Source organism: Frigoribacterium sp. Leaf415, assembly GCF_001424645.1.
In the GTDB taxonomy this organism is placed as follows: Bacteria; Actinomycetota; Actinomycetes; order Actinomycetales; family Microbacteriaceae; genus Frigoribacterium.
In genome coordinates, this window is record NZ_LMQR01000001.1 from 1,607,751 (window position 1) to 1,628,177 (window position 20,427).

Below are 20,427 nucleotides of genomic sequence, written 5' to 3' on the forward strand. Positions count from 1 at the left end.
GCCTCCCCCTCGAACCCCGTTTCGAACGATGCACCCCGTTTCTTCCGGGTTCATCGTTCGAAACGGGGTTCTTCGTCAGGTCGTCGCTCTCGATCCGGGTCGGGCCCCGCTGCTACCGTCGCGGGGTGCTCACCACCGACCGCCTGCTGCTGCGCCGCTGGCGCGAGTCCGACCGGGAGCCGTTCGCGGCCCTCAACGCCGACCCCGAGGTGATGCGGTACTTCCCCGCGACCCGTACGCGCGCCGAGAGCGACGCCATGGTCGACCGGCTCGACGCCGCGATCGAGGCGGACGGCTTCGGGCTGTGGGCCGTCGAGCGTCGCGACTCGGCGACCTTCGTCGGCTTCGTCGGGTTGTCCCGCCCGACCTTCGATCCGGCGCTCGTCGGCCAGGTCGAGATCGGCTGGCGCCTCGCCCGCGAGGCCTGGGGTCAGGGCTTCGCCACCGAGGCCGCCCGGGAGGCCGTCCGGTTCGCGTTCGACCCGTCCGGTGCCGACCTGCCCGCCCTGATCAGCTTCACGGCAGCGGTCAACGAACCGTCCCGCCGCGTGATGCGCCGCCTCGGCATGACCCACGAGCCCGCCGACGACTTCGAGCACCCCGCGCTGCCGCCCGGCCACGAGCTGCGACCGCACGTTCTGTACCGGCTGAGCCGCGCCTCCTGACCCCGCCGGTAACCCCCTTCCGCGGCATGAACCACGAAGGAACGGGGTTCGCCGCACGGAACGGGGTTCATCGCGTGGTGGGCCCGACGTCGACGCCGACCCCGATCAGCCCGTCGTCCGCGTCCGTCGCGACGAGCGCCTCGCCCACCTCGGCCAGCGGGATCGTCCTGCCGACGAGCGACTCGAGCGGCCATCGCCGCCACGCCTCGGACGCCCACGCCACAGCCGAGTCCAGCCGCTCGGGCTCGGCGTCGCGCACACCGGTGACCGTCACGAGCCCCTCGACGAGCCGGGCACCGCTCACGCGCGTCTCCCTGCCGCCCGCCGCCGCCCCCGCCAGCACCACGACTCCCCCGACGGCCACCTGCCCGACCAGGGCCGCCACCCCGGCGACCCCGTCGAACGCGAGTCCGACCGTGCGGTGACGCCCGGACCGGTCGACCGACGCGAGCACCCGCGACAGGGCGTGCGACCCGGTCGACGCACGGGGATCGGCCACGGCGACGGCGCCGAACGCGCGCGACCGCTCACGCCGCGCCTCCTGGGGGTCGACGACCACGACGCGTGCCCCGGCGTCGGTGGCCATCGCCGTCGCGACCAGTCCGACGGCACCCGCGACGGACACGACGACGACCTGACCCGCGAGCGACGGCACCCCCGAGAGCCCGAGCACCGAGGAGGCGCGGTGCAGCACCTCCGCGGCCCTCGCGGTCACGTCCGCCACCGGGGCGAGCACGGCGGCGGGGACGTCGTCGGCGACGACCACCACGGCGGTTCCCCGGCGCAGGTGCACGTGGCTCGCGACCGCGCCGGACAGCTGCCAGCTGCGCCGCGTGCGCTCCTCGCCGTACCGCTCGCCCGAGACGCACGCCGAGGCCAGACCCCGATGACAGGGGACGCACCGCCCGCACGTCACCGTGCCGGACCAGACGACGCGCATGCCGGGCCGCAGCCGACGGCCGTCGTGCGCCCGGGCGTGCTCGTCGGCCTCGACGACCCGCCCGACCGCCGAGCCACCCGGCACCACGGGCAGGGACGCCGCACCCCGACCGGTGAGCGAGCGCACCTCGTCCGGGCCGAAGGCGGCGAGCTCGACGGCGACCAGGGCGTCCCCCCGCGCCAGGCGCACCCCGGGCACCGCGATCTCGCTGAAGCCGAGCCCCGTGCCGAGCCAGACCTGCGCCGTCGCCGGCGGGTCCAGGCACACGTCGTGGCCGTCGAGCACGGGGCGCATCGGGTCGACCCGCAGCCGCCCCGCCGGCGTCGCCCTCGACATCGTCCCCCACCCCTCGCACCCGGCCTCCGGTGCACGCCGCGAGCCTAGGCAGGGCGGGTGGCGGCCCGGCGAACCCCCGGCGTCCACCGGGTGAACGCGCCGATCCGCGGGAGGCGCGGGTCGGGTCAGGCGACCGGCGTCAGCCCCAGGGCCCGGATCACGTCGTCGGCCTCGTCCTCGGGCGACCGGCCGGCGTCGACCACGACGTGGCGTTCGTCGGCCTCGGGCGGTTCGAGCGTCGCGACCTGCGAGTCGAGCAGCGTGGTCGGCATGAAGTGGCCCTCGCGGGCGGCCATGCGGTCGCCGAGCAGGTCGCGGCTGCCGCGCAGGTAGACGAAGACGACGTTGTGCTCGCGCAGCACGTCGCGGTACTTCCGCTTCAGCGCCGAGCAGGTGATCACGCCCGGCACGCCCGCCATGGCGTGCTCCACGATCCAGGACGAGACCGTGTCGAGCCAGGGGGCCCGGTCGTCGTCGTCGAGCGGGGTGCCGGCCGCCATCTTCGCGACGTTCTCGTCGGGGTGCAGGTCGTCGCCCTCGTACGAGTCCCAGCCGAGCCGTTCGGCGAGCAGGCCCGCGACAGTCGACTTGCCCGAACCCGACACGCCCATGACGACGAGCACGGGATCGGCGGCGTAGGGCCCGCCCGCCGGCGCCGCGCCTCCTGCGTCCGTCGCGGCACCCGAGGAGGCGCGGTCCGCGTTCTGGAGGACGGGCATCAGATGAACACGCTCGCGAGCATGACCCCGGCGAGGGCCGTGAGGCTGAGGACGCACTCCATCAGGCTCCAGGTCTTGAAGTTCTGCCCCACCGTGGTGCCGAGGTACTCCTTGATGAGCCAGAAGCCGGCGTCGTTCACGTGCGACAGGAAGACCGAGCCCGCACCGATGGCGAGCACCAGCAGCGAGGCCTCGGGGGTCGACATGTCGGCGGCGAGCGGGGCCATGATGCCGGCGGCCGTGACCGTGGCGACGGTGGCGGACCCGGTGGCGACGCGCACGAGGGCCGCGACGACCCAGGCGACGAGCAGGACGCTGACGCCCGACTCCGAGACGGCGTCACCGATCACGGTGCCGATGCCGGTGTCGATGAGCACCTGCTTGAACCCGCCGCCGGCACCGACGATGAGCAGGATGCCGGCGACGTCGGGCAGCGACGAGCCGAGCGTCTTCGACACGGCGGCCTTGTCCATGCCCCCGGCGCGGGCGTAGAAGACCATCGCGTAGAGCACGGCGACGGTCAGCGCGACCATGGGCGTCCCGAGGAACTCGAGCAGGTCGACCCAGGAGCCCGTGGCCGTCGGCAGCGCCGCCTCGCGGATCGATCGGGCGAGCATCAGCACGACGGGCAGCAGGATGCCGATCAGGGCGTTCACGAAGCTGGGGCGCTTGCGGGCCGAGCCCTCGCCGCCGTCCTCCTCTTTCGAGACGAAGAGGTCGGGCACCGGAACGGGAGCCCACTTCGCGGCGAGCTTCGAGAACAGCGGCCCGGCCACGATCACGGTGGGGATGGCCACGAGCACGCCGAGGCCGAGGGTGAGACCGAGGTCGGCGCCGACGGTCGACACGGCGAGCAGCGGACCGGGGTGCGGAGGCACGAGGGCGTGCATCGCCGAGAGGCCGGCGAGCGCCGGGATCGCGATGCGCATGAGCGGCAGACCCGAGCGGCGGGCGACGAGCACGATCACCGGGATGAGCAGCACGAGGCCGACCTCGAAGAACATCGGCAGGCCGATCAGCGCGCCGATCAGGGCCATCACCCAGGGCAGTGCCTTCTGGGACGAGCGCGAGATCAGGGTGTCGACGATGCGGTCGGCTCCGCCCGAGTCGCTGAGCAGCTTGCCGAACATCGCGCCGAGTCCGATGAGGATGCCGACGCTCGTCATGGTCGAGCCGAAGCCGGTGCCGAAGCTCGTGACGGCGTCGCCCGGGGCGAGGCCCGCGCCGATGCCGACCCCGACGGCGCCGAGCAGCAGCGCGAGGAAGGGGTGGACCTTCAGCCAGGTGATGAGGCCGACGATCACGACGATGCCCACGAGGGCCGCGATGATCAACTGCGCGTCGGTGCCCGAGGGCGTGGGGGCGGCGGTCGCCGCGGCGAGGAGGTGCATTCCGTCGCGTCCTTCCGAGGACGCTTCACTGCGACCTCTTCGTCGTGGGCCGGAGCCCGTGGGGTTGTCGTCCGGCTGCGCCCGACGGATGTCTGGCAGTCTTGTCTCGCGGACGAGTCTGATTAGTGTGAATAATCAGACTTATGGAGTGTGCCACAGTCACCACGACCGCGCCACCCCTCCTTTCCGCACCTCTCTCCCCTAGGAGTCGACGATGACACCCGGTCTCTCTTCCTCACGAGAACGCGGCCTGCACGCCCGCGTGGTGGACGTCCTCGGCACCGAGATCGTCGACGGCCGGCTCGCCGTGGGCTCCATCCTGAACCTCGACGACCTCGCGGCCCGGTTCACCGTCTCGCGGTCGGTGCTGCGCGAGGCCCTGCGGGTGCTGCAGTCGCTCGGCATGGTCGAACCGCGACAGCGCATCGGCACGCAGGTGCTCCCCCGCACCTCGTGGGACCTCATGAACCCGCAGATCATCCTCTGGCGCGGCCGCAGCCCCGAGTACTTCGTCCAGATGCGCGAACTGCTCGAGCTGCGACTCGGCCTCGAGCCGGTCGCGGCCCGCTTGAGCGCCCTGGCCTTCACGCCCGACCAGGCCTCGGTCGTAGAGGACGCGGCGCGCACGATGGTGGCGGCCGCCGAGTCCGGGGACGGCCGCGCCTACCTCGAGGCCGACGTCGCCTTCCACACCGCCGTGCTGCGCGGCTCGGGCAACGACGTGATCGGGCACTTCGCCTCGACCGTCGAGGCCCTGCTGCGCACCCGCACCGAAGAACGCCGGTTCACCATCACCGAGTACACGCCCGCGGCGGCCGAGCTGCACCTCGACCTGGCCCTCGCGATCCGGGCCGGCGACGCGGACGCCGCCTTCTCCCGCTCGTGGCAGCTGATCGACACGACCGTCGACGAGTTCGTCGCCGAGTCCGGCGGCTCCCCCGCGACCTGATCCGCGCCTCCTGCCCTCACGCCGAATGCCGGCCGGCCCCTCCCTCCCGCTGTGCAATTCGCGACCACTCGACTGCGACACGCCGCCCGAAGCCCCTCTCAGGCGGCGCGTCGCTCGTACCCGCACGGCGCACACGGCCGACACACCGAGGAGGCGCGGCGAACGCACAGGCGCCCGTCACGTCCCGTTCACGTCCGGGTCGCCCCCGTGGTGGAGCATCGACGCATGATCTCGCTCAGCGCCCTCGTGAAGCCGAAGGACGGAATCCACTCGGTCCGCCTGCTCGAGAAGAGCCTCCGCGACCACTACGAGAACGTGCCCGTGAAGGACCACCAGTACCTGGTCCGCTTCGCCGACGGCCCGGCTCTCGTGACCGACGAGCTCGCGGGCCTGCGGGTCGACGTCGTCGTCTCGGACGAGCGGGCCGCGACGCACTTCCGCGAGGCGCTCGCCGGCGAGATCGCGACCCGCGTCCTCGGCCGGACCGTCGACGTCGTGTGGTCGCGCTCGGCGACCGTGCCCGCGCCGCTGCGCTGAGGCGCGCCGGAGACCGACGGGGTCAGTCGCCCTCGGCGTCCGCGGCGACGATCAACTTCGTCATCGTGCGGTGCAGCACGACGAGCTCGTCGTGCGTCAGTCCGAGCCGCGCCATCATGCGCCCGGGGATGCTCTCGGCCTCGCGCCTCAGCCCGGCACCCGCCGGGGTCAGCTCGATCGACAACGCCCGCTCGTCGTCGGCCCGTCGTCCGCGCGTCAGCAGCCCCTGGGCCTCGAGCCGCTTCAGCAGCGGACTGAGCGTGCCCGGGTCGAGCCGGAGCAGTCGGCTGAGCTCTCGACCCGAGAGCGGTGCGTGCTGCCACAGGGCCAGCATGACGAGGTACTGCGGGTGCGTCAGCCCGAGAGGCTCGAGCACCGGACGGTAGGCCGCCACGACCCCCCGCGACGCGACCGAGAGCGCGAAGCAGATCTGGCTCTCGAGCTCGAGCGGGTCCGCGACCTCGCGTGAGCCGGAACCCGCGTCGCCGGCAGCGCTCCGGCCCGCGGCACCGGCGGCACCCACGCCCGCGGCCCCGGCGGCGTTCATGCCCGCGGCACCGGGCAGTGCACCATGGTGCGGACGCCCGTCCGGTCGACGACGTGCTCGTCCATCGGTGCACCGCAGAGCGGGCAGACGCCACCGTGCTGCGGCGCGACCGCCGGCGCCTCGTTCTTCAACCCCAACTGAGCGCCGCCGATGTAGGGCCGCAGCCGGGCGTTCATGCGCTCGACCAGGTCGCCGAACCTGCTGCCGTGGTCGTGGTGCCGCTCGGGTCTCGTCATGATCGTGAGTCTACCAACGATTGGTGCCCCAACGACAGGGCGTCAACCCGAGACACACGACCGCGCCCGCCCCGACGAACGGGGCGGGCGCGGACAGGCGGAACCGAGGAGGCGCGGCGGCCGCCGGTCAGGCGACCTTGCGACCCTGCGCCAACGTCTGGTGCGCCCGGGCGGCGAGTTCGCCGCGGACCAGCACCTCGTACCGGCCGGCCTCCATGGTGCGGACCGACGAGAAGTCGCGACGACCACGCAGCATCTTGTGGCCGACGAAGCCCCACAGGGCACCCCACAGGGCACCGAGGCCGACGGCCACGAGCAGCACGCCGATCCAGGCGTCGCTCGGGGCGAAGATGCCGAACAGCAGCCCGAGCAGCAGGCCGAACCAGGCGCCGCCACCGGCGCCGCGTCCGGCGGCCTTGCCCGAGGTCAGCCGACCCGAGACGTTCTCGACGGTGCGGATGTCGTGACCGACGATCGAGACGCTCTCGACGGGGAACCCCTCGTCGGACAACAGGTCGACGGCCGACTGCGCGTCCTCGTACTTGGTGAACGAGGCCAGCACCTGGGGGTAGCCGGCGCCGGCGAATGCGCCGATGCCACCGGGGCCGGGCGTGCCCGTCGTCGGGGTCGCCTGCGGCCCGGGCTGACCGTAGCCGGAGGGGCCGTAGCCGGGCTGGCCGTACGGCGCGCCCTGTTGACCGGGCGCCTGCCCCGGCTGCTGCCCCTGGTCGGGAGAGGCCGGCTGACCGGCGGGCTGCTGCCCGGTGCCCTGCGGCGCGTACTCGCCGTACGCGGGGCGCGGGCGGTCGTCGGGGGTGGGCGTGGTGTCCTGCTCGTTGCTCATGCTCCCGTTCTATCGCGCCCGCGTCGACGCGGAGGGAATGCACAGTCGGCCCACAGCATTCCTTGGCCCGCTCCCAGCCGTGCCGTCCGCACCACGACCCCTCCCCACGCTCCGGTCGCGACGCCGACCCGCCGACCCACGTCACGTGGGGCAGGATCGAGGGATGACCACCACCCACGTCCTCGTGCTCGACTTCGACGGGACCGTCTGCCTGGGCGACGGTCCGGTGCTGACCTACGCGCGCCTCCTCGACGAGGCCCTCGCGGCGACCGACGAACAGCACCCGCCCCGGTTGGTCGAGGCGGTGCTCGCTCGGTTCGTGGGCAGCCCGCTCGACGACGAGCCGGCCGGGATCGACGACGCGATCGCGCACGCGGACGGCTCCCCCGACGGGTACGTCGTCGCCGAGCGGGTCTCGCGAGCCCTGGGCGTCGACGACGCGGCCCGCTCGGCCGCCTACGCCGGGGCTCGCGCGGCCCTGGCCGACGGCCGTCTCGAGACCACGGCCCCCGAGGGACTCGCCGAGCTGCTCGACTCGTTGCCCGACGGCGTGCACGTGGTGCTCGTCACGAACTCCCCCGAGCACGGCGTCGTCCAGCCGCTCGAGCGGCTCGGGCTCGCCGACCGCGTCGACGAGATCGTCACCGACGCGCGCAAGCCGTCCGGGCTGCCTGCCGTGCTCGATCGGCTCCGGGCCGACGCGGGCCTCGACGACCGGCCCGACCGACTGCTCAGCGTCGGCGACATCTGGCCGAACGACCTCGAGCCGGCCGCGGCCCAGGGATCGCCGACCGCCCTGGTCGAGCGGTTCCCCGCCCCGGACGCGCGGCCCACGCATCGCGCGACGACGCTGCCCGAGCTGTACCCGGCGATCCGCGCCTGGGCGACCCGCGCCTCCTGAGCCGAGGACGACCTCAGACCGTCGCCGGCACCACCGCGAAGCGTGCGCCGGGGTGGTCGGCCGAGAGGTGCGGACCGGGACGGCCGAGCATCTGCTCGCGCAGCGTGCCCGTGGCGGGCTCGGCCGGCATGCGGCCACGGCGGCGCAGCTCGGGCACGACGAGGTCGGCGAAGTCGGCCAGGTCGGCGGTGCCGAAGATCGGCTCGAGCAGGAAGCCGTCGAGGTCGGTCTCGTCGACCAGGCGCTCGAGCTCGTCCGCGACCTCGACGGGGTCGCCGACCAGCTGGAGCCCGCGGGTGCCCTTGCCGCGCAGGTCGTCGAGGATCTCGCGCACGGTCGGCGCCGGCGAGCCGTCCTTCGGCAGGAAGCGGTCGATGTTGCTCTGCCCCATCTGCCCGACGGGTCCGCCGTCGTCCTGCAGCTGGGTCAGGTCGCGGGACGGGTCGAGCGAGAGCAGGTCGATGCCGGTGTTGCCCGCGTAGAGGACGGCGACGACCTCGTCGGTCTGCAGGTCGTCGAACCCCTTCCGCAGGGCGACGGCCTCGTCGTGGGTCGGGGCGACCGTGACGGTCAGCCCGACCATGATCTTCACCGACTCGGGGTCACGGCCGAGGGCGGCGGCCTTGGCCCGGATGTCGGCGACGTTCGCCGCGGTCTTCGGCACCGTCGTCCCCTGCACGAAGACGCACTCCGCGTTGCGCGCGGCGTAGGCGCGGCCCCGGTCGGACGTGCCGGCCTGGAACAGCACGGGCGTCCGCTGCGGCGAGGGGGCGACCGTGAAGTAGCCCGACGAGCGGAAGTGCTCGCCGGCGAACTCGACCCGGTGGATGCGGTCGCGATCGGCGAGGACGCCGGCCGCGGCGTCGCCGCGGAAGGCGCCGTCCTCCCAGCAGCCCTCCCAGAGCGTCATGGCCAGGTCGACGTACTCGTCCGCCTGGTCGTAGCGGGCGTCGTGGCCGCGCATCTCGTCGTGGCCGAAGAGCTCGGCGACGGTGTTCTGCGAGGCGCCCGTGACGATGTTCCAGCCGATGCGGCCGCCCGTCAGGTGGTCGAGCGTGGCAAAGCGGCGAGCCGACTGCACGGGGTGGTCGAGGCCGGTCGACGAGGTGACGACGAAGCCGAGACGCTCGGTCTCGCGGGCCAGGGTCGGGATCAGCAAGGCGGGGTCCATGCCGGGGAAGTTGATGCCCCCGCGGGCCGCGGTCTCGGGCAGGTCGCCGTCGATCGACGGGTAGCCGAACCCGTCGGCGAAGAACAGGAAGTCGAAGCCCGCACGATCGAGCAGCTTCGCCATGCCGATCCACAGGTCGAGCCCGTGGTAGCCGAGCGAGTCGCTGCGCGGGTGGGACCAGCTGAGGGTGCCGCCGACCTGGGGGCCGGCGACTTCGAACACACCGAGACGGATCTGCTTCATGCCGTCAGTGAACCGGATGGTTCACCCAGAGTCCAGCCCCGAAACAAGCTCTTAACACGGGTGGCCCGTCAGCGGGCGACGGCGGCGGCGCGGACGCGGGCGACGAGCGCCTCGATCGCGTCGACGGCCGCACGGTCGACGGCAGCGCTCGACCCGGCGCTGAGCAACGTGGCCTGGAAGCCGCGCCAGAGTGCGACCGTCTCGTGCGCGAGCGACTCGGCCCGCGCCTCCTCGACGCCCTCGGCGCGGTACGCCGCCGCGACCTGGCCCACCCACTCGGTGCCGATGTCGCCGAGCAGCGACGCGTAGCGCTCGCGGTCGAAGCTCGCGAGGCCGAACACCTCGAAGAACAGTCGGTTGAAGGGCTGGTTGACGGGGTCGGACACCGTCCGCCAGACGGCGAGGAGGCGCTGGTCGAGCGGCAGGTCCGGCCCGGCCAGGTGGTCCACGACCCCGACGATGCCCGGGAACCGCCGTTCGGCGCCGTGCAGCGCCGCCACGACCAGTTCTTCGCGGCTGCCGAAGTAGTACAGCAGCATGCGGTTGTTCGAGCCGACCGCCGTCGCGAGGGCGCGCAGGGTGAGCTGGCCGACCCCGTTCTCGAGCACGTGGTCGACGACGCGTTCGAGGAGTTCGGCCCTCTTGTCGGACGACTCCCGGGTGGCCATGCCCCGAAACTAACGTCCCGCGAGGTCGACGACGACGGCAACACGACCGAAACGACGATGAAACAGTCCGGGTCTAGCTTTTCGACACCTCACCCGAACGAACCTCAGGAGTTCCCCCATGAGCCCTCTCTCCGTTCCTCCCGCCTTCCGCGACTCGTCCCTCGACCGCCGCGGGTTCCTGCGTCTGGGCGGTTCGGCCGCCCTCGTCGTCGGCACGACCGCCCTGCTCGCCGCCTGCACCGACTCGTCGGCCGGCACGGGCGCGGCATCCGGCGGAGCCGCGTCGGGCGGCTCGTTCGGCACCATCGCCGTCCAGCTCTCGTGGATCAAGAACATCGAGTTCGCGGGTGAGTACTTCGCCACGGAGAAGGGCTACTACACCGACGCGGGCTTCAGCGAGGTCACGCTGCTGGCCGGTGGCGGACAGACCGGAGCCGAGGAGGCGCTGCTCGCCGGACAGGCCAAGGTCGGGTTGTCGTCGGCCTCGCTCACCGGCCCCTCGGTCGCGCAGGGCGCGGCGCTCAAGATCATCGGCACGACGTTCCAGAAGAACCCGTTCTGCCTGCTCTCCCTCGAGGAGGGGAAGCCGATCCGCACCCTGGCCGACCTCAAGGGCAAGAAGATCGGCGTGCAGTCGGGCGGCAACCAGACGATCTTCGAGGGCTTCCTCAAGGCCAACGACATGACGCTCGACGACGTCGAGCTCGTCGCCACGCAGTACGACATCGCCCCGCTCGAGACCAACGCGTACGACGCGCACATGTCGTACATCACGAACGAGCCGATCCTCGCCGAGATGGACGGCTTCACCCCCGTCGTGCTGGGCTTCGCCGACAACGGGCTGCCGTTCGTCGCCGAGACCTTCACCGTCACGCAGGACACCATCGACAACGAGCGCGACATGCTCAAGGCCTTCCTGGTCGCCGAGATCAAGGGCTGGACCGACGCGGTCAAGGACCCGGAACAGAGCGCGAAGTACGCCGCCGAGAAGTACGGCAAGGACCAGGACCTCGACGTCGAGGAGCAGACCGCCGAGGCCGAGGCGCAGAACACCCTGATCCTCACCGAGGACGTCAACGCCAACGGCCTGTTCACCATGACCGACGAGCTGGTCGCCGAGAACATCGCCTCGCTGAAGGCCATGGGCACCGACGTGTCGGCCGACGACCTCTTCGACCTCAGCATCATCAAAGAGGTCTACGAGGAGAACCCCGACCTCATCACGACCTTCACGATCCCCACGGCATGACCACGACGGACGGCACCACGACCGCACTCACGACGGCGACGGGCGACCCCGCGGGTCGCCCCGAGCTCGCCACCGGCATCAACATCCAGGGGCTGACCAAGTCGTTCCAGCTCGGCCGGAAGAGCGTGCAGGCCCTGACGCAGATCGACCTGGGCACCAAGAAGGATTCGTTCCTCAGCCTGCTCGGGCCCTCGGGCTGCGGCAAGTCGACCATCCTGCGCATCCTGGCCGGGCTCGAGACGCCCACGTCGGGCAGCGTCGTCATCAACGGCAAGACCGCGGTCGAGGTGCAACGCGGCCACGAGACGGGCATCGCGTTCCAGGACTCGGCCCTGCTGCCCTGGCGCAGCGTCGAGAACAACATCCGGTTGCCGCTCGAGGTCGCCGGGCTGACTCCCCCGGCCGGCCTGATCGCCGACCTGATCGACCTCGTCGGCCTGAAGGGCTTCGAGAAGGCCAAGCCGGCGCAGCTGTCGGGCGGCATGCGGCAGCGCGTCTCGATCGCCCGCTGCCTCGCCGTGCAGCCGACCATCATGCTGCTCGACGAGCCGTTCGGCGCGCTCGACGACATGACCCGGCAGCGCATGAACGTCGAGCTGCTGCGCATCTGGGGCGAGAAGCCCGCCACCACGCTGATGGTGACGCACGGCATCGCCGAGGCCGTGTTCCTGTCCGACGTCGTCGCCGTGATGAGCGCCCGGCCCGGCCGCATCGCCGAGGTGGTCGAGATCGACCTGCCCCGACCGCGCCTGCCCGAGCTGACCCGCACCCCGGAGTTCCACGCGTACGTCGACCGCATCTCGGAGATCCTGTTCGGCTCGCACGGGACGGTGGCCGATGACTGACCTGCACACGTCGCCGCGCGAGACCGCCGAGCGCGAGGTCGAGGCGGAGCTGGGCCAGAGCGTCGCGCTCCAGGCCGAGACCGCCCGGGGGCGTGAGCGACGGTCGGTGCTCGGCTCGATGGCGGCAGCGCCTCCGTGGGTCGGCGCCCTCGTCGGCATCGTGCTGATCGTCGCGATCTGGCAGGTCGTGGCCGTCACGCTCTTCTCGGTGACCGGGTCGGTTCCCCCACCCGGCCAGGTGCTCGTCCAGCTCGTCACGGATCTCAGCGACCTCGTCTACTGGCGCGCCATCGGCGCGACCGCCGGCAGCGCGGCCTGGGGCTTCCTCTGGGGCAACCTGATCGCGTTCGCGCTGGCCTTCGCCGTGCTGCTCGTGCCGTGGTTCGAGGGCCTCTCGACCCAGCTCGCCGTGGTCTGCTCGTGCATCCCGCTGACCGCGATCGCGCCGATCGTCACGCTCATGTCGCCCGCCGGCGGCCGGACGACGTCGATCTTCCTGGCCGCGCTCAGCGTGATCTTCACCACCGTGATCGGCACGCTGCTCGGCCTGCGGGCCGCGAGCGAGACCCAGCTCGACGTGATCACGGCCTACGGCGGCTCGCGCTGGACGCAGCTGGTCAAGGTCCGTCTGATCGCCGCCCTGCCCAGCATCCTCGCGGCGCTGAAGCTGGCGGCGCCCGCCGCGTTCCTCGGCGCGGTGCTCGGCGAGTACTTCCTCATCGGCGTCGACCAGGGCCTCGGCATCCTGCTGCTCGCGGCGCAGGCCACGGCGGCGTCGGTGAAGCTCTGGGCCCTGGCCCTGATCTCGGGCGGCATCGCGGGGATCGCCTACTTCGTCATCGGGCGAATCAGCCGACTGGTCACGCCCTGGTCGGCCGGCGACAGCCGCGCCGGAGAGGGGTTCTGATGGCCACGACCCTGCCCACGGGCACCGGCACCCGCGTCGCCGCCCCCGCGGACTCGACCAGCGCCTCTTCGACGGCCCGGTTCGTCCTGCGACGCATCGGCCGCACCGTGCTGACGATCGCGATCTCGGCGATCATCCTCGGCATCCTGTGGAACCTCGCCATCGTCGTGCTGCAGGCCAACGCGTTCATCGCGAAGACCCCGGCGGACGTGTTCCGCTGGTTCTTCGTCGACTCCGAGCTCAGCCAGACCACGGCGGCCGAGAACCGCGTGCACATCGCCGGACTGCTCGGGGTGACCCTCTGGCACGCCGCGATCGGCTTCGTCTTCGGCGTCGGCGGCTCGCTGGTCGTGGCGATCGTCTTCACGCTGATCAGACCCGTCGAGTTCATGTTCATGCCGATCGCCATGCTGCTGCGCACCGTGCCGCTGCTCGCGATGGCCCCCGTCATCTACCTCGTGCTGGGCAACGGGATCGTCACCGCCGGCTTCATCGGTGGCGTGGTCGTGTTCTTCCCGTTGCTCGTCAACCTGAGCCTCGGCTTCCGCTCGGTCAGCGCCCAGTCGGTCGACCTCATCCGGGTCTACGGCGGCAGCCGCTGGACGATCATGCGCAAGGTCGCGTTCCCCACGGCCCTGCCGTACTTCTTCGCCTCGATGCGCATCGCCGTGCCGGGAGCCATCACCGGCGCGATGCTCTACGAGTGGCTCTTCACCTACGAGGGCCTCGGCGCCGCCATCACGGCCGCCAAGTCGCAGTCTCAGTACGGCGAGATCTGGGCGATCGTCGTGCTGATCACGCTCGTCTCGATCGTGCTCTACACGATCACGACGTTCGTCGAGACGGCGGTGCTCGCGAAGTGGGGCCCCAACGCCGGCAAGGCGACCGCGTCGTGACCGGTTCCAGCGTGACCCGCCCCAGCGTGACCCGCCGCGTGCTGGTCGACACGGACACGGGCATCGACGACGCCCTCGCCCTGCTCTGGCTCGCCGCGCAGCCCGACGTCGAGATCGTGGGCATCACGGCCGTCTACGGCAACTGCGTCGTCGACGACGCCCTGCGCAACGTCGGACACGTGCTCGGGCTCGTCGGACTCGACGACGTGCCGGTCGCCCGAGGTGCCGAGGGACCCCTGGACGCGGAGGCGCACATCGCCCACTACGTGCACGGTCACGACGGTCTCGGTGACGTCGTCGCCGAGCGGCCGCTCCCCCGCGTGCTCCTCGACACCCCGGCGGCGGAGCGACTCGTCGAGGTCGCCCGGGCGTCCCCGGGCGAGATCGACCTGCTCACCCTGGGGCCGCTGACGAACGTGGCCCTGGCGCTGAGGGCCGAACCGCGCCTCCTGACGCTGTTCCGGTCGGTGACGATCATGGGCGGCAGCGGACCCTTCCCGGCCCTCGGCCGCACCGACATGGTGGACGCGAACGTGCAGAACGACGGCGTGGCCGCCCGCGAGGTCTTCGCCGCCCCGGCGACCTCGCGTCTCATGGTCGGCGTGAACGCGACGTCCCAGGTCATCACCGACGAGTCGCACGTCGCCGCGCTGCGCGACTCGGGCACGCCGACCGCCACCTTCGCCGCCGACGTCCTGGCGACCTACCTCGACTTCTACCGGAACGCCTGGGGCCGCCGGGTCAGCCCCGTGCACGACGGCCTCGCCGCGGCGCTGCTGGTGCACCCCGAGTGGATCGCCGACAGCGTCACCGGCCCCGTCGGCATCACCCACGACGGCTTCGCGACGCGGGGCCGGGTGATGCGCACGGCCGACGGCGACGAGGTCGACTGGCACCCGGACGGCCCCGTGCCGACCGGCGACCCATCCACCGACACGACGGCGGTGACCGCCGTCCACACCGACCTCTTCCTGCCGTCGTTCGTCGACGCCCTGATCCACGGAGCCCGCTCGTGACCACCACCTCCCCCGCCGACGCGACCCGCGCCTCCTCGGCGACCTCCCCCTCGCCCGTCGACGCCGTGGTGCGCGACCTGCGGGCCCTGCCCAAGGGACACCTGCACCTGCACATGGAGGCGGCGATCCGCCCGGCCTCGCTGGCCGACATGGCGGCGTCGTCGGGCGTCGTCGTGCCGATGCCGACCAGCTTCGGCGACTTCAGCGAGTTCAGCGCGACGTACCAGGGCATGCTCGTGGTCCTCGCCGAGAGCGAGAACCTCTTCCGCCTGATCGACGAGGCGATCGAGGACTGCGCCGACGAGGGCGTCGCCTACGTCGAGTTCGGGGCGAGCCCGCAGTTCTACGTCGACACCTTCGGGTCGCTCGACGCCTCGCTGCGGGCGATGCTCGCGGCCTGCGCCGAGAGCGGCGAGCGATGGGGCGTCGAGGTCGGCCTGATGATCACGGTCGACCGCACCGAGAGCGTCGAGGCCGCGAACGAGCTGGCCCACCTGGCCGCCGCGTACGCCGACCGCGGCGTCGTCTCGCTCGGCCTCGCGAACGACGAGCGCGGCAACCCCGCGGCGCGCTACGAGGAGGCGTTCCGCATCGCCAAGCACGCGGGCCTGCTCTCGACGCCGCACGCCGGCGAGCTCGCCGGGCCGGACCAGATCGAGGAGGCGCTGGACGTCCTCGGCGCCGACCGCGTGCTGCACGGCGTGACGGCCGTGCAGAGCGAGCCTCTGATGGCGCGCCTCGCCGCCGAGGGCGTCTGCCTCGACGTGTGCCTCACCTCGAACGTGCTGCTCTCGGTGATCCCGACCATCGAGGACCACCCGCTGAAGCGCCTCGTCGAAGCCGGTGTGCGGTGCTCGATCAACGCCGACGACCCGATCCTGTTCGGCCCCGGCGTGCTCGCCGAGTACGAGCTGGCCCGCACGACCCTCGGCCTGTCCGACGAGCAGCTCGCCGCGTGCGCGCTGAGCTCGATCGAGTGCTCGGGGGCGTCGGCGGAACTCAAGGGGCGGGCCGCGGCCGAGATCGCGGCGTGGCTGGCGGCGTGACCTCGCCCGCACCCGCACCCGCACCCGCCTCGGCGGCGCCGGCCCGGCGGCTCGTCGTCGAGAACGTCCACGTCGCGATGGTCGACGCCCACGACACCGAGCACGCCGGCGGTCACGTCGTCGTCGACGGGTCGCGCATCGTCGCCGTCGGGCCCGGGCCGGCCCCCGCGTGGTGCACCGCCGGGCTGGCCCCACCCGGGTCGGTCCCCGGTTCGGCCGCGCCGGATGCAGCGCCGATCCCGGTCGAGCGCGTCGACGGCCGGGGCCACCTGCTGACCCCCGGCCTGGTGAACACCCACCACCACCTCTACCAGTGGCTGACCCGCGGCATCGCCCAGGACTCGATCCTGTTCGACTGGCTCGTCGCGCTCTACCCGACCTGGGCCCGCATCGACGAGCCTCTCGTCGAGGCCGGGGCCGCCGCCGCGATCGCCGTGCTGGCGCGGTCGGGCTGCACGACCGTCGGCGACCACCACTACGTCTTCCCGGCCGGTGCCGGCGACCTCCTGGGCGGCATCGTCCGGGCCGCCGGCACGGTCGGCGTCCGCCTGCACGCCACACGCGGCTCGATGGACCTCGGTCGGTCGCAGGGTGGCCTGCCCCCGGACTTCGCCGTCGAGACGACGGACGCCGCGCTGCGTGCCGGTCAGGAGGCGGTGGCCCGGTTCCACGACCCGTCCGGTGACGCGCGGGTCCAGATCGCGATCGCGCCCTGCTCTCCGTTCTCGGTCACTCCCGACCTGCTCCGCGAGGCCGCCGTGCTCGGACGGCAGCTCGGCGTCCGGCTGCACACCCACGGCTCGGAGACCGTCGAGGAGGACGCCTTCTGCCTCGAGCGCTTCGGCCGCACGCCCACCCAGTACCTCGAGGACCTCGGCTGGCTCGGCGACGACGTCTGGATGGCTCACTGCGTCCACCTCGACGACCACGCGATCGGACGGTTCGCCGCGACGGGGACGGGTGTGGCGCACTGCCCCTCGTCGAACGGTCGACTCGCCGCGGGCATCGCTCCGATCGCGTCCCTGCTGCGCGCGGGGGCACCCGTGGGGCTCGGGGTCGACGGTGCCGCGTCGAACGAGTCCGGGCAGCTCGGCACCGAGATCCGGCAGGCGGTGCTGTTCGGGCGCCTGCGCTCGGGCGCGGATGCGTTCTCGGTCCGACAGGGCCTGCGCCTGGCGACGATCGGCGGCGCCCGCGTGCTCGGCCGGGACGCCGACCTCGGCTCGATCGAGGTCGGCAAGCTCGCCGACCTCGCCCTCTGGCGCGTCGACGGGGTGGAGTTCGCCGGCATCGCCGACCCGGTGGCCGCCCTCGGGCTGGCCTCGATGCCTCCGCTGGCCCGGCTCTGGGTCGGCGGCGACGCGGTCGTGGCGGACGGCGAGCTCGTGCACGCGGACCAGGGTCTGCTCGCCGAGGGCGCGGCCCGGGCGTCGGCGGACCTGCGCGCCCGCGTCTGACGCGACCCGCGCCTCCTGCGCCCGCTGCGCCTCCTGCGCCCGTCGGCGCGGGTACAGGCCAGGGCATACGCGCGTCAGCGTGAGCGCACGGCGTGGCCGACCCGCCACGACCCGCCCGACCCGCCACGAACTGAACACTCCGCCACGACATCTCGTGGCGGAGTGTTCACTTCGTGGCGGCGTCGGCACCGTCGCCTCAGAACGAATGCCCCACACACGACGAAGGCCCCTCTCGAGGAGGGGCCTTCGTGTGGTTCTCTCGAACCCGTTCTGGTGGATCTGAGGGGACTCGAACCCCTGACCCCCTGCATGCCATGCAGGTGCGCTACCAGCTGCGCCACAGACCCAGAACTGTTGCTCTTGTGAGGTTTTCACCCCGTCGGAAGCAACTCGTCTACATTACTACATTTTTCGAGGGCGCAAGTTCACCCCGACTCGAGCCCTCATCGCGGGCCGCCGAGAAGACGCGACATGCCGCCCACCTCCAGAGGTGAGCGGCATGTCGTGACATCTCGCCGACGCGGCGAACCAAAGGAGGCGCGGGCCGACTAGGCCTCGGCCGGTGCGTCGGCTGCGACCTCGGCCGGTGCCGTGGCCGACTCGGTCAGCACGTCGAGAGGGATCGTCGGGCAGTCGCTCCAGAGGCGCTCGAGCGCGTAGTACTGACGGTCCTCGTCGTGGAAGACGTGCGCGACGACGTCACCGAAGTCGAGCAGGACCCAACGGCCCTCGGCACGACCCTCGCGGCGGAGCGTCTTGACGCCGGCCTCGAGCATCTTGTCCTCGATCTCGCCGGCGATAGCGACCACGTTGCGTTCGCTGCGGCCCGTGGCGAGCAGGAACACGTCGGTCAGGGGCAGGGGGCCGGACACGTCGAGGGCGACGAGGTCGTCGGCCTGCTTGTCGTCGGCCGCGCGTGCGGCGATCTGCAGCAGCTCGATGGCACGAGGGGTGGCTGTCACGTGTTCCTTAGGGGGTAGGTGGTGATGCGGGCCGACCGGGGTCGGTTCGGGTGGGTCGGACCTCAGCCCAGCACCCCGGTGGCGAAGCCACCGATGATCAAGCCGATGATACCGAGGCCCAGGACGCCGCCCGAGATGCCGAGGATCAGCGGGAGGTGGTTGCCCTTGGGCTGCGACGCGGCCAGCACGACGGCGCGGGTGGACGTGTGCGTGCTGATGGCCCGGCTGGCGCGGACGGGCTCGGCGTCGCTCGACGCCTGCTCGGCGTCGCCCTGCTCGAGGATGCGGTCCATGTCGGAGTTGTCGATCCGCGCCTGCGAGCCGGTCGACGCCAGGCTGCGGGGCAGGTCGATCGAGCCCGTGATGATGATCTCGCCGGTCGCGTTGAGCGCACCGGTCACGTCGGCGACCTGAGCGTCGGTGAGGATCAAGGCGTTCTGCTGACCCGTGCTGGTGCCGAGCTGACGGCCCGGGACGGACTGCGCGTCGGGCTCGTCGGACTGGGTCGACCAGTGACCGGACGCCACGACGGGCGCGGCGTCGGACGGCTCGTCGCGCTGCTCGGGCGCCGAAGCGGCACCGGACGGGCGCGGCGTCGTCGACGCCACGGGGCGGGACGGGGCAGGAGGCGCGCTCGGCGAGCCCTGTCCGCCGCGGCCCTGCTCGTCGGACAACGCGAACGGGAAGACGGTCGGCGTCGACGTCGGCGTGGGGGTCGAGGACACCGGAGGGACCGTGGGCGCCGCACCCGTGCGTCGGGGCCCGGGGGCGTCACCCGACGAGTCGGCGTCATCATCCGACGCAGCGGACGGCACGGGCGCCGAGGCGGGGCGGACCGCTGCCGGAGCCGGGACGGCCGCGCCGGGCGCGGAGACCGGTCGGTCGGCGGCGGGGGCGATCTCGTCGACCGTGTTGAGCGCGTCGGCCAGCGGACGACGGGGTTCGGGGGCCGGGGCCTGCAGGGGCACGGGAGAGGCGTCGCGGGACTGGCTGGCGTCGCGCAGGGCACGCATCTGTCGGCGGGTCAGGCCGGTGCCGGGGTCGACGACCGAACCGGGCGCGGGTGGCGGGACCTCCCGCAGCGCGGCGGACGAGGGAACCGGCGTCGGCAGCGGCACGTCGCCCGTCGCGCCGGCGGCAGCGCGTGGGGCGGGCGTGGAGGTCGAAGCGGGCACCACGGGCACGGCGCCGGTGATGGCCTGACCGCCCTCGCGGGCTCGCTCGAGGTCGCGGATCTGTCGCCGGGTGAGGGGCGGCTGACCGTCGGACGTGCTCATGAAACGCTCCGATACAGATGGTGCTTGGAGATGTACTGGACGACGCCGTCGGGGACCAAGTACCACACCGGAAAGTCTCGACCCACCCGGGCGCGGCAATCGGTCGACGAGATGGCCAGTGCGGGGACTTCGAGCAAGCTTACGTCGCTCTCGGGCAAACCGCTAACGCTGAGGTCGTGCCCCGGACGGGAGACGGCGACGAAGTGGGCGAGGTCCCAGAGCTCTTGGACGTCTTTCCAGTCGAGGATCTGGGCCACGGCGTCGGCGCCGGTGATGAAGAAGAGCTCGGCCGTCGGACGCAGGCGACGGATGTCGCGCAGGGTGTCGATGGTGTAGGTCGGACCCTCGCGGTCGACGTCGACGCGGCTGACCGTGAAGGTCGGGTTGGACGCCGTGGCGATGACCGTCATGAGGTAGCGGTGCTCGGCCTCGCTGACCTCGGGCTTCATCCACGGTTGGCCGGTCGGCACGAAGACGACCTCGTCGAGGTGGAACGACTGCGCGACCTCGCTGGCCGCGACCAGGTGCCCGTGGTGGATCGGGTCGAACGTGCCGCCCATGATGCCGACGCGGGGTCGCCTGACGCCCTCGCCGTCGGGCACGGTGGCGCCCGTCACGACCATCT

The 20,427-nt window shown here is 72.4% G+C and carries 22 protein-coding genes and 1 tRNA gene; 11 read left to right on the plus strand and 12 right to left on the minus strand.

The window, feature by feature from the left end; all coding sequences use genetic code 11:
* Positions 1 to 125 precede the first annotated feature (125 nt).
* Positions 126 to 665: a GNAT family N-acetyltransferase gene (locus ASG28_RS07360; RefSeq protein ID WP_055973612.1), complete on the plus strand. Its 540-nt coding sequence runs from the start codon at positions 126 to 128 to the stop codon at positions 663 to 665.
* Positions 666 to 732: 67 nt separating this feature from the next.
* Here the strand turns inward: ASG28_RS07360 and ASG28_RS07365 are convergent, their stop codons facing one another.
* The 3 genes from ASG28_RS07365 to ASG28_RS07375 form a co-directional block, all read right to left on the minus strand.
* Complete coding sequence (locus ASG28_RS07365; protein WP_082454484.1) at positions 733 to 1,941, minus strand: zinc-binding dehydrogenase; 1,209 nt, start codon at positions 1,939 to 1,941, stop codon at positions 733 to 735.
* Positions 1,942 to 2,066: 125 nt separating this feature from the next.
* Positions 2,067 to 2,552, minus strand: a complete 486-nt coding sequence (locus ASG28_RS07370) for a gluconokinase (protein ID WP_235477885.1) — start codon at positions 2,550 to 2,552, stop codon at positions 2,067 to 2,069.
* Between the two features lie 107 nt (positions 2,553 to 2,659).
* Positions 2,660 to 4,051 carry a GntP family permease gene (locus tag ASG28_RS07375; protein WP_055973617.1) on the minus strand — a complete coding sequence of 464 codons (1,392 nt, stop codon included), beginning with the start codon at positions 4,049 to 4,051 and terminating at the stop codon, positions 2,660 to 2,662.
* Positions 4,052 to 4,265: 214 nt separating this feature from the next.
* Here ASG28_RS07375 and ASG28_RS07380 point away from each other — a divergent pair, with 214 nt between their 5' ends.
* Both ASG28_RS07380 and ASG28_RS07385 read left to right on the plus strand, forming a co-directional pair.
* Positions 4,266 to 5,000, plus strand: a complete 735-nt coding sequence (locus ASG28_RS07380) for a FadR/GntR family transcriptional regulator (RefSeq protein ID WP_082454486.1) — start codon at positions 4,266 to 4,268, stop codon at positions 4,998 to 5,000.
* 225 nt (positions 5,001 to 5,225) lie between these two features.
* On the plus strand, positions 5,226 to 5,537 hold the full coding sequence (locus tag ASG28_RS07385; protein ID WP_043596011.1) for a hypothetical protein: 312 nt from the start codon (positions 5,226 to 5,228) through the stop codon (positions 5,535 to 5,537).
* A 22-nt stretch (positions 5,538 to 5,559) separates the two neighbouring features.
* On the opposite strand, the gene ASG28_RS07390 is transcribed toward ASG28_RS07385, so the two are convergent.
* The 3 genes from ASG28_RS07390 to ASG28_RS07400 all read right to left on the minus strand — a co-directional run bounded on the left by ASG28_RS07390 (position 5,560) and on the right by ASG28_RS07400 (position 7,164).
* Complete coding sequence (locus ASG28_RS07390) at positions 5,560 to 6,084, minus strand: MarR family winged helix-turn-helix transcriptional regulator (protein ID WP_082454487.1); 525 nt, start codon at positions 6,082 to 6,084, stop codon at positions 5,560 to 5,562.
* Positions 6,081 to 6,320, minus strand: coding sequence for a hypothetical protein (locus tag ASG28_RS07395; RefSeq protein WP_055973623.1), 240 nt, complete (start codon positions 6,318 to 6,320; stop codon positions 6,081 to 6,083). The genes ASG28_RS07390 and ASG28_RS07395 overlap by 4 nt, the downstream gene beginning before the upstream one ends.
* Positions 6,321 to 6,447: 127 nt before the next feature.
* Positions 6,448 to 7,164: a general stress protein gene (locus ASG28_RS07400; protein WP_235477670.1), complete on the minus strand. Its 717-nt coding sequence runs from the start codon at positions 7,162 to 7,164 to the stop codon at positions 6,448 to 6,450.
* A gap of 163 nt (positions 7,165 to 7,327) precedes the next feature.
* Here ASG28_RS07400 and ASG28_RS07405 point away from each other — a divergent pair, with 163 nt between their 5' ends.
* Positions 7,328 to 8,065, plus strand: a complete 738-nt coding sequence (locus tag ASG28_RS07405; RefSeq protein ID WP_055973626.1) for an HAD family hydrolase — start codon at positions 7,328 to 7,330, stop codon at positions 8,063 to 8,065.
* A gap of 13 nt (positions 8,066 to 8,078) precedes the next feature.
* On the opposite strand, the gene ASG28_RS07410 is transcribed toward ASG28_RS07405, so the two are convergent.
* Both ASG28_RS07410 and ASG28_RS07415 read right to left on the minus strand, forming a co-directional pair.
* A complete protein-coding gene (locus tag ASG28_RS07410) occupies positions 8,079 to 9,479 on the minus strand; it encodes an NtaA/DmoA family FMN-dependent monooxygenase (protein WP_055973628.1) in 1,401 nt (466 codons plus the stop codon).
* Positions 9,480 to 9,547: 68 nt separating this feature from the next.
* On the minus strand, positions 9,548 to 10,147 hold the full coding sequence (locus tag ASG28_RS07415) for a TetR/AcrR family transcriptional regulator (protein WP_055973631.1): 600 nt from the start codon (positions 10,145 to 10,147) through the stop codon (positions 9,548 to 9,550).
* Between the two features lie 118 nt (positions 10,148 to 10,265).
* Here ASG28_RS07415 and ASG28_RS07420 point away from each other — a divergent pair, with 118 nt between their 5' ends.
* Genes ASG28_RS07420 through ASG28_RS07450 form a run of 7 tightly spaced genes read left to right on the plus strand, consistent with a single transcriptional unit; the run spans position 10,266 to position 17,563 of the window.
* Complete coding sequence (locus ASG28_RS07420; protein ID WP_055973634.1) at positions 10,266 to 11,396, plus strand: ABC transporter substrate-binding protein; 1,131 nt, start codon at positions 10,266 to 10,268, stop codon at positions 11,394 to 11,396.
* Complete coding sequence (locus tag ASG28_RS07425) at positions 11,393 to 12,241, plus strand: ABC transporter ATP-binding protein (RefSeq protein WP_055973637.1); 849 nt, start codon at positions 11,393 to 11,395, stop codon at positions 12,239 to 12,241. The genes ASG28_RS07420 and ASG28_RS07425 overlap by 4 nt, the downstream gene beginning before the upstream one ends.
* Positions 12,234 to 13,148, plus strand: coding sequence for an ABC transporter permease (locus tag ASG28_RS07430; RefSeq protein ID WP_055973638.1), 915 nt, complete (start codon positions 12,234 to 12,236; stop codon positions 13,146 to 13,148). The genes ASG28_RS07425 and ASG28_RS07430 overlap by 8 nt, the downstream gene beginning before the upstream one ends.
* On the plus strand, positions 13,148 to 14,044 hold the full coding sequence (locus ASG28_RS07435) for an ABC transporter permease (protein WP_054145986.1): 897 nt from the start codon (positions 13,148 to 13,150) through the stop codon (positions 14,042 to 14,044). Before ASG28_RS07430 ends, ASG28_RS07435 begins: the two co-directional genes overlap by 1 nt.
* Entirely contained in the window at positions 14,041 to 15,060 is a 1,020-nt protein-coding gene (locus ASG28_RS07440) for a nucleoside hydrolase (RefSeq protein ID WP_162235703.1), read from the plus strand. The genes ASG28_RS07435 and ASG28_RS07440 overlap by 4 nt, the downstream gene beginning before the upstream one ends.
* A complete protein-coding gene (gene add / locus ASG28_RS16745) occupies positions 15,057 to 16,106 on the plus strand; it encodes an adenosine deaminase (RefSeq protein WP_200925267.1) in 1,050 nt (349 codons plus the stop codon). The genes ASG28_RS07440 and add overlap by 4 nt, the downstream gene beginning before the upstream one ends.
* Positions 16,103 to 17,563, plus strand: a complete 1,461-nt coding sequence (locus ASG28_RS07450; RefSeq protein ID WP_055977173.1) for an 8-oxoguanine deaminase — start codon at positions 16,103 to 16,105, stop codon at positions 17,561 to 17,563. The genes add and ASG28_RS07450 overlap by 4 nt, the downstream gene beginning before the upstream one ends.
* 271 nt (positions 17,564 to 17,834) lie before the next feature.
* Here ASG28_RS07450 and ASG28_RS07455 read toward each other — a convergent pair.
* The 4 genes from ASG28_RS07455 to nadD form a co-directional block, all read right to left on the minus strand.
* Positions 17,835 to 17,910, minus strand: a tRNA-Ala gene (locus ASG28_RS07455).
* A 201-nt stretch (positions 17,911 to 18,111) separates the two neighbouring features.
* Positions 18,112 to 18,525 carry a ribosome silencing factor gene (gene rsfS, locus ASG28_RS07460; protein ID WP_055973644.1) on the minus strand — a complete coding sequence of 138 codons (414 nt, stop codon included), beginning with the start codon at positions 18,523 to 18,525 and terminating at the stop codon, positions 18,112 to 18,114.
* Positions 18,526 to 18,587: 62 nt separating this feature from the next.
* Entirely contained in the window at positions 18,588 to 19,802 is a 1,215-nt protein-coding gene (locus tag ASG28_RS07465) for a hypothetical protein (RefSeq protein ID WP_055973647.1), read from the minus strand.
* A complete protein-coding gene (gene nadD, locus ASG28_RS07470) occupies positions 19,799 to 20,425 on the minus strand; it encodes a nicotinate-nucleotide adenylyltransferase (RefSeq protein WP_082383319.1) in 627 nt (208 codons plus the stop codon). Before nadD ends, ASG28_RS07465 begins: the two co-directional genes overlap by 4 nt.
* Positions 20,426 to 20,427 lie beyond the last annotated feature (2 nt).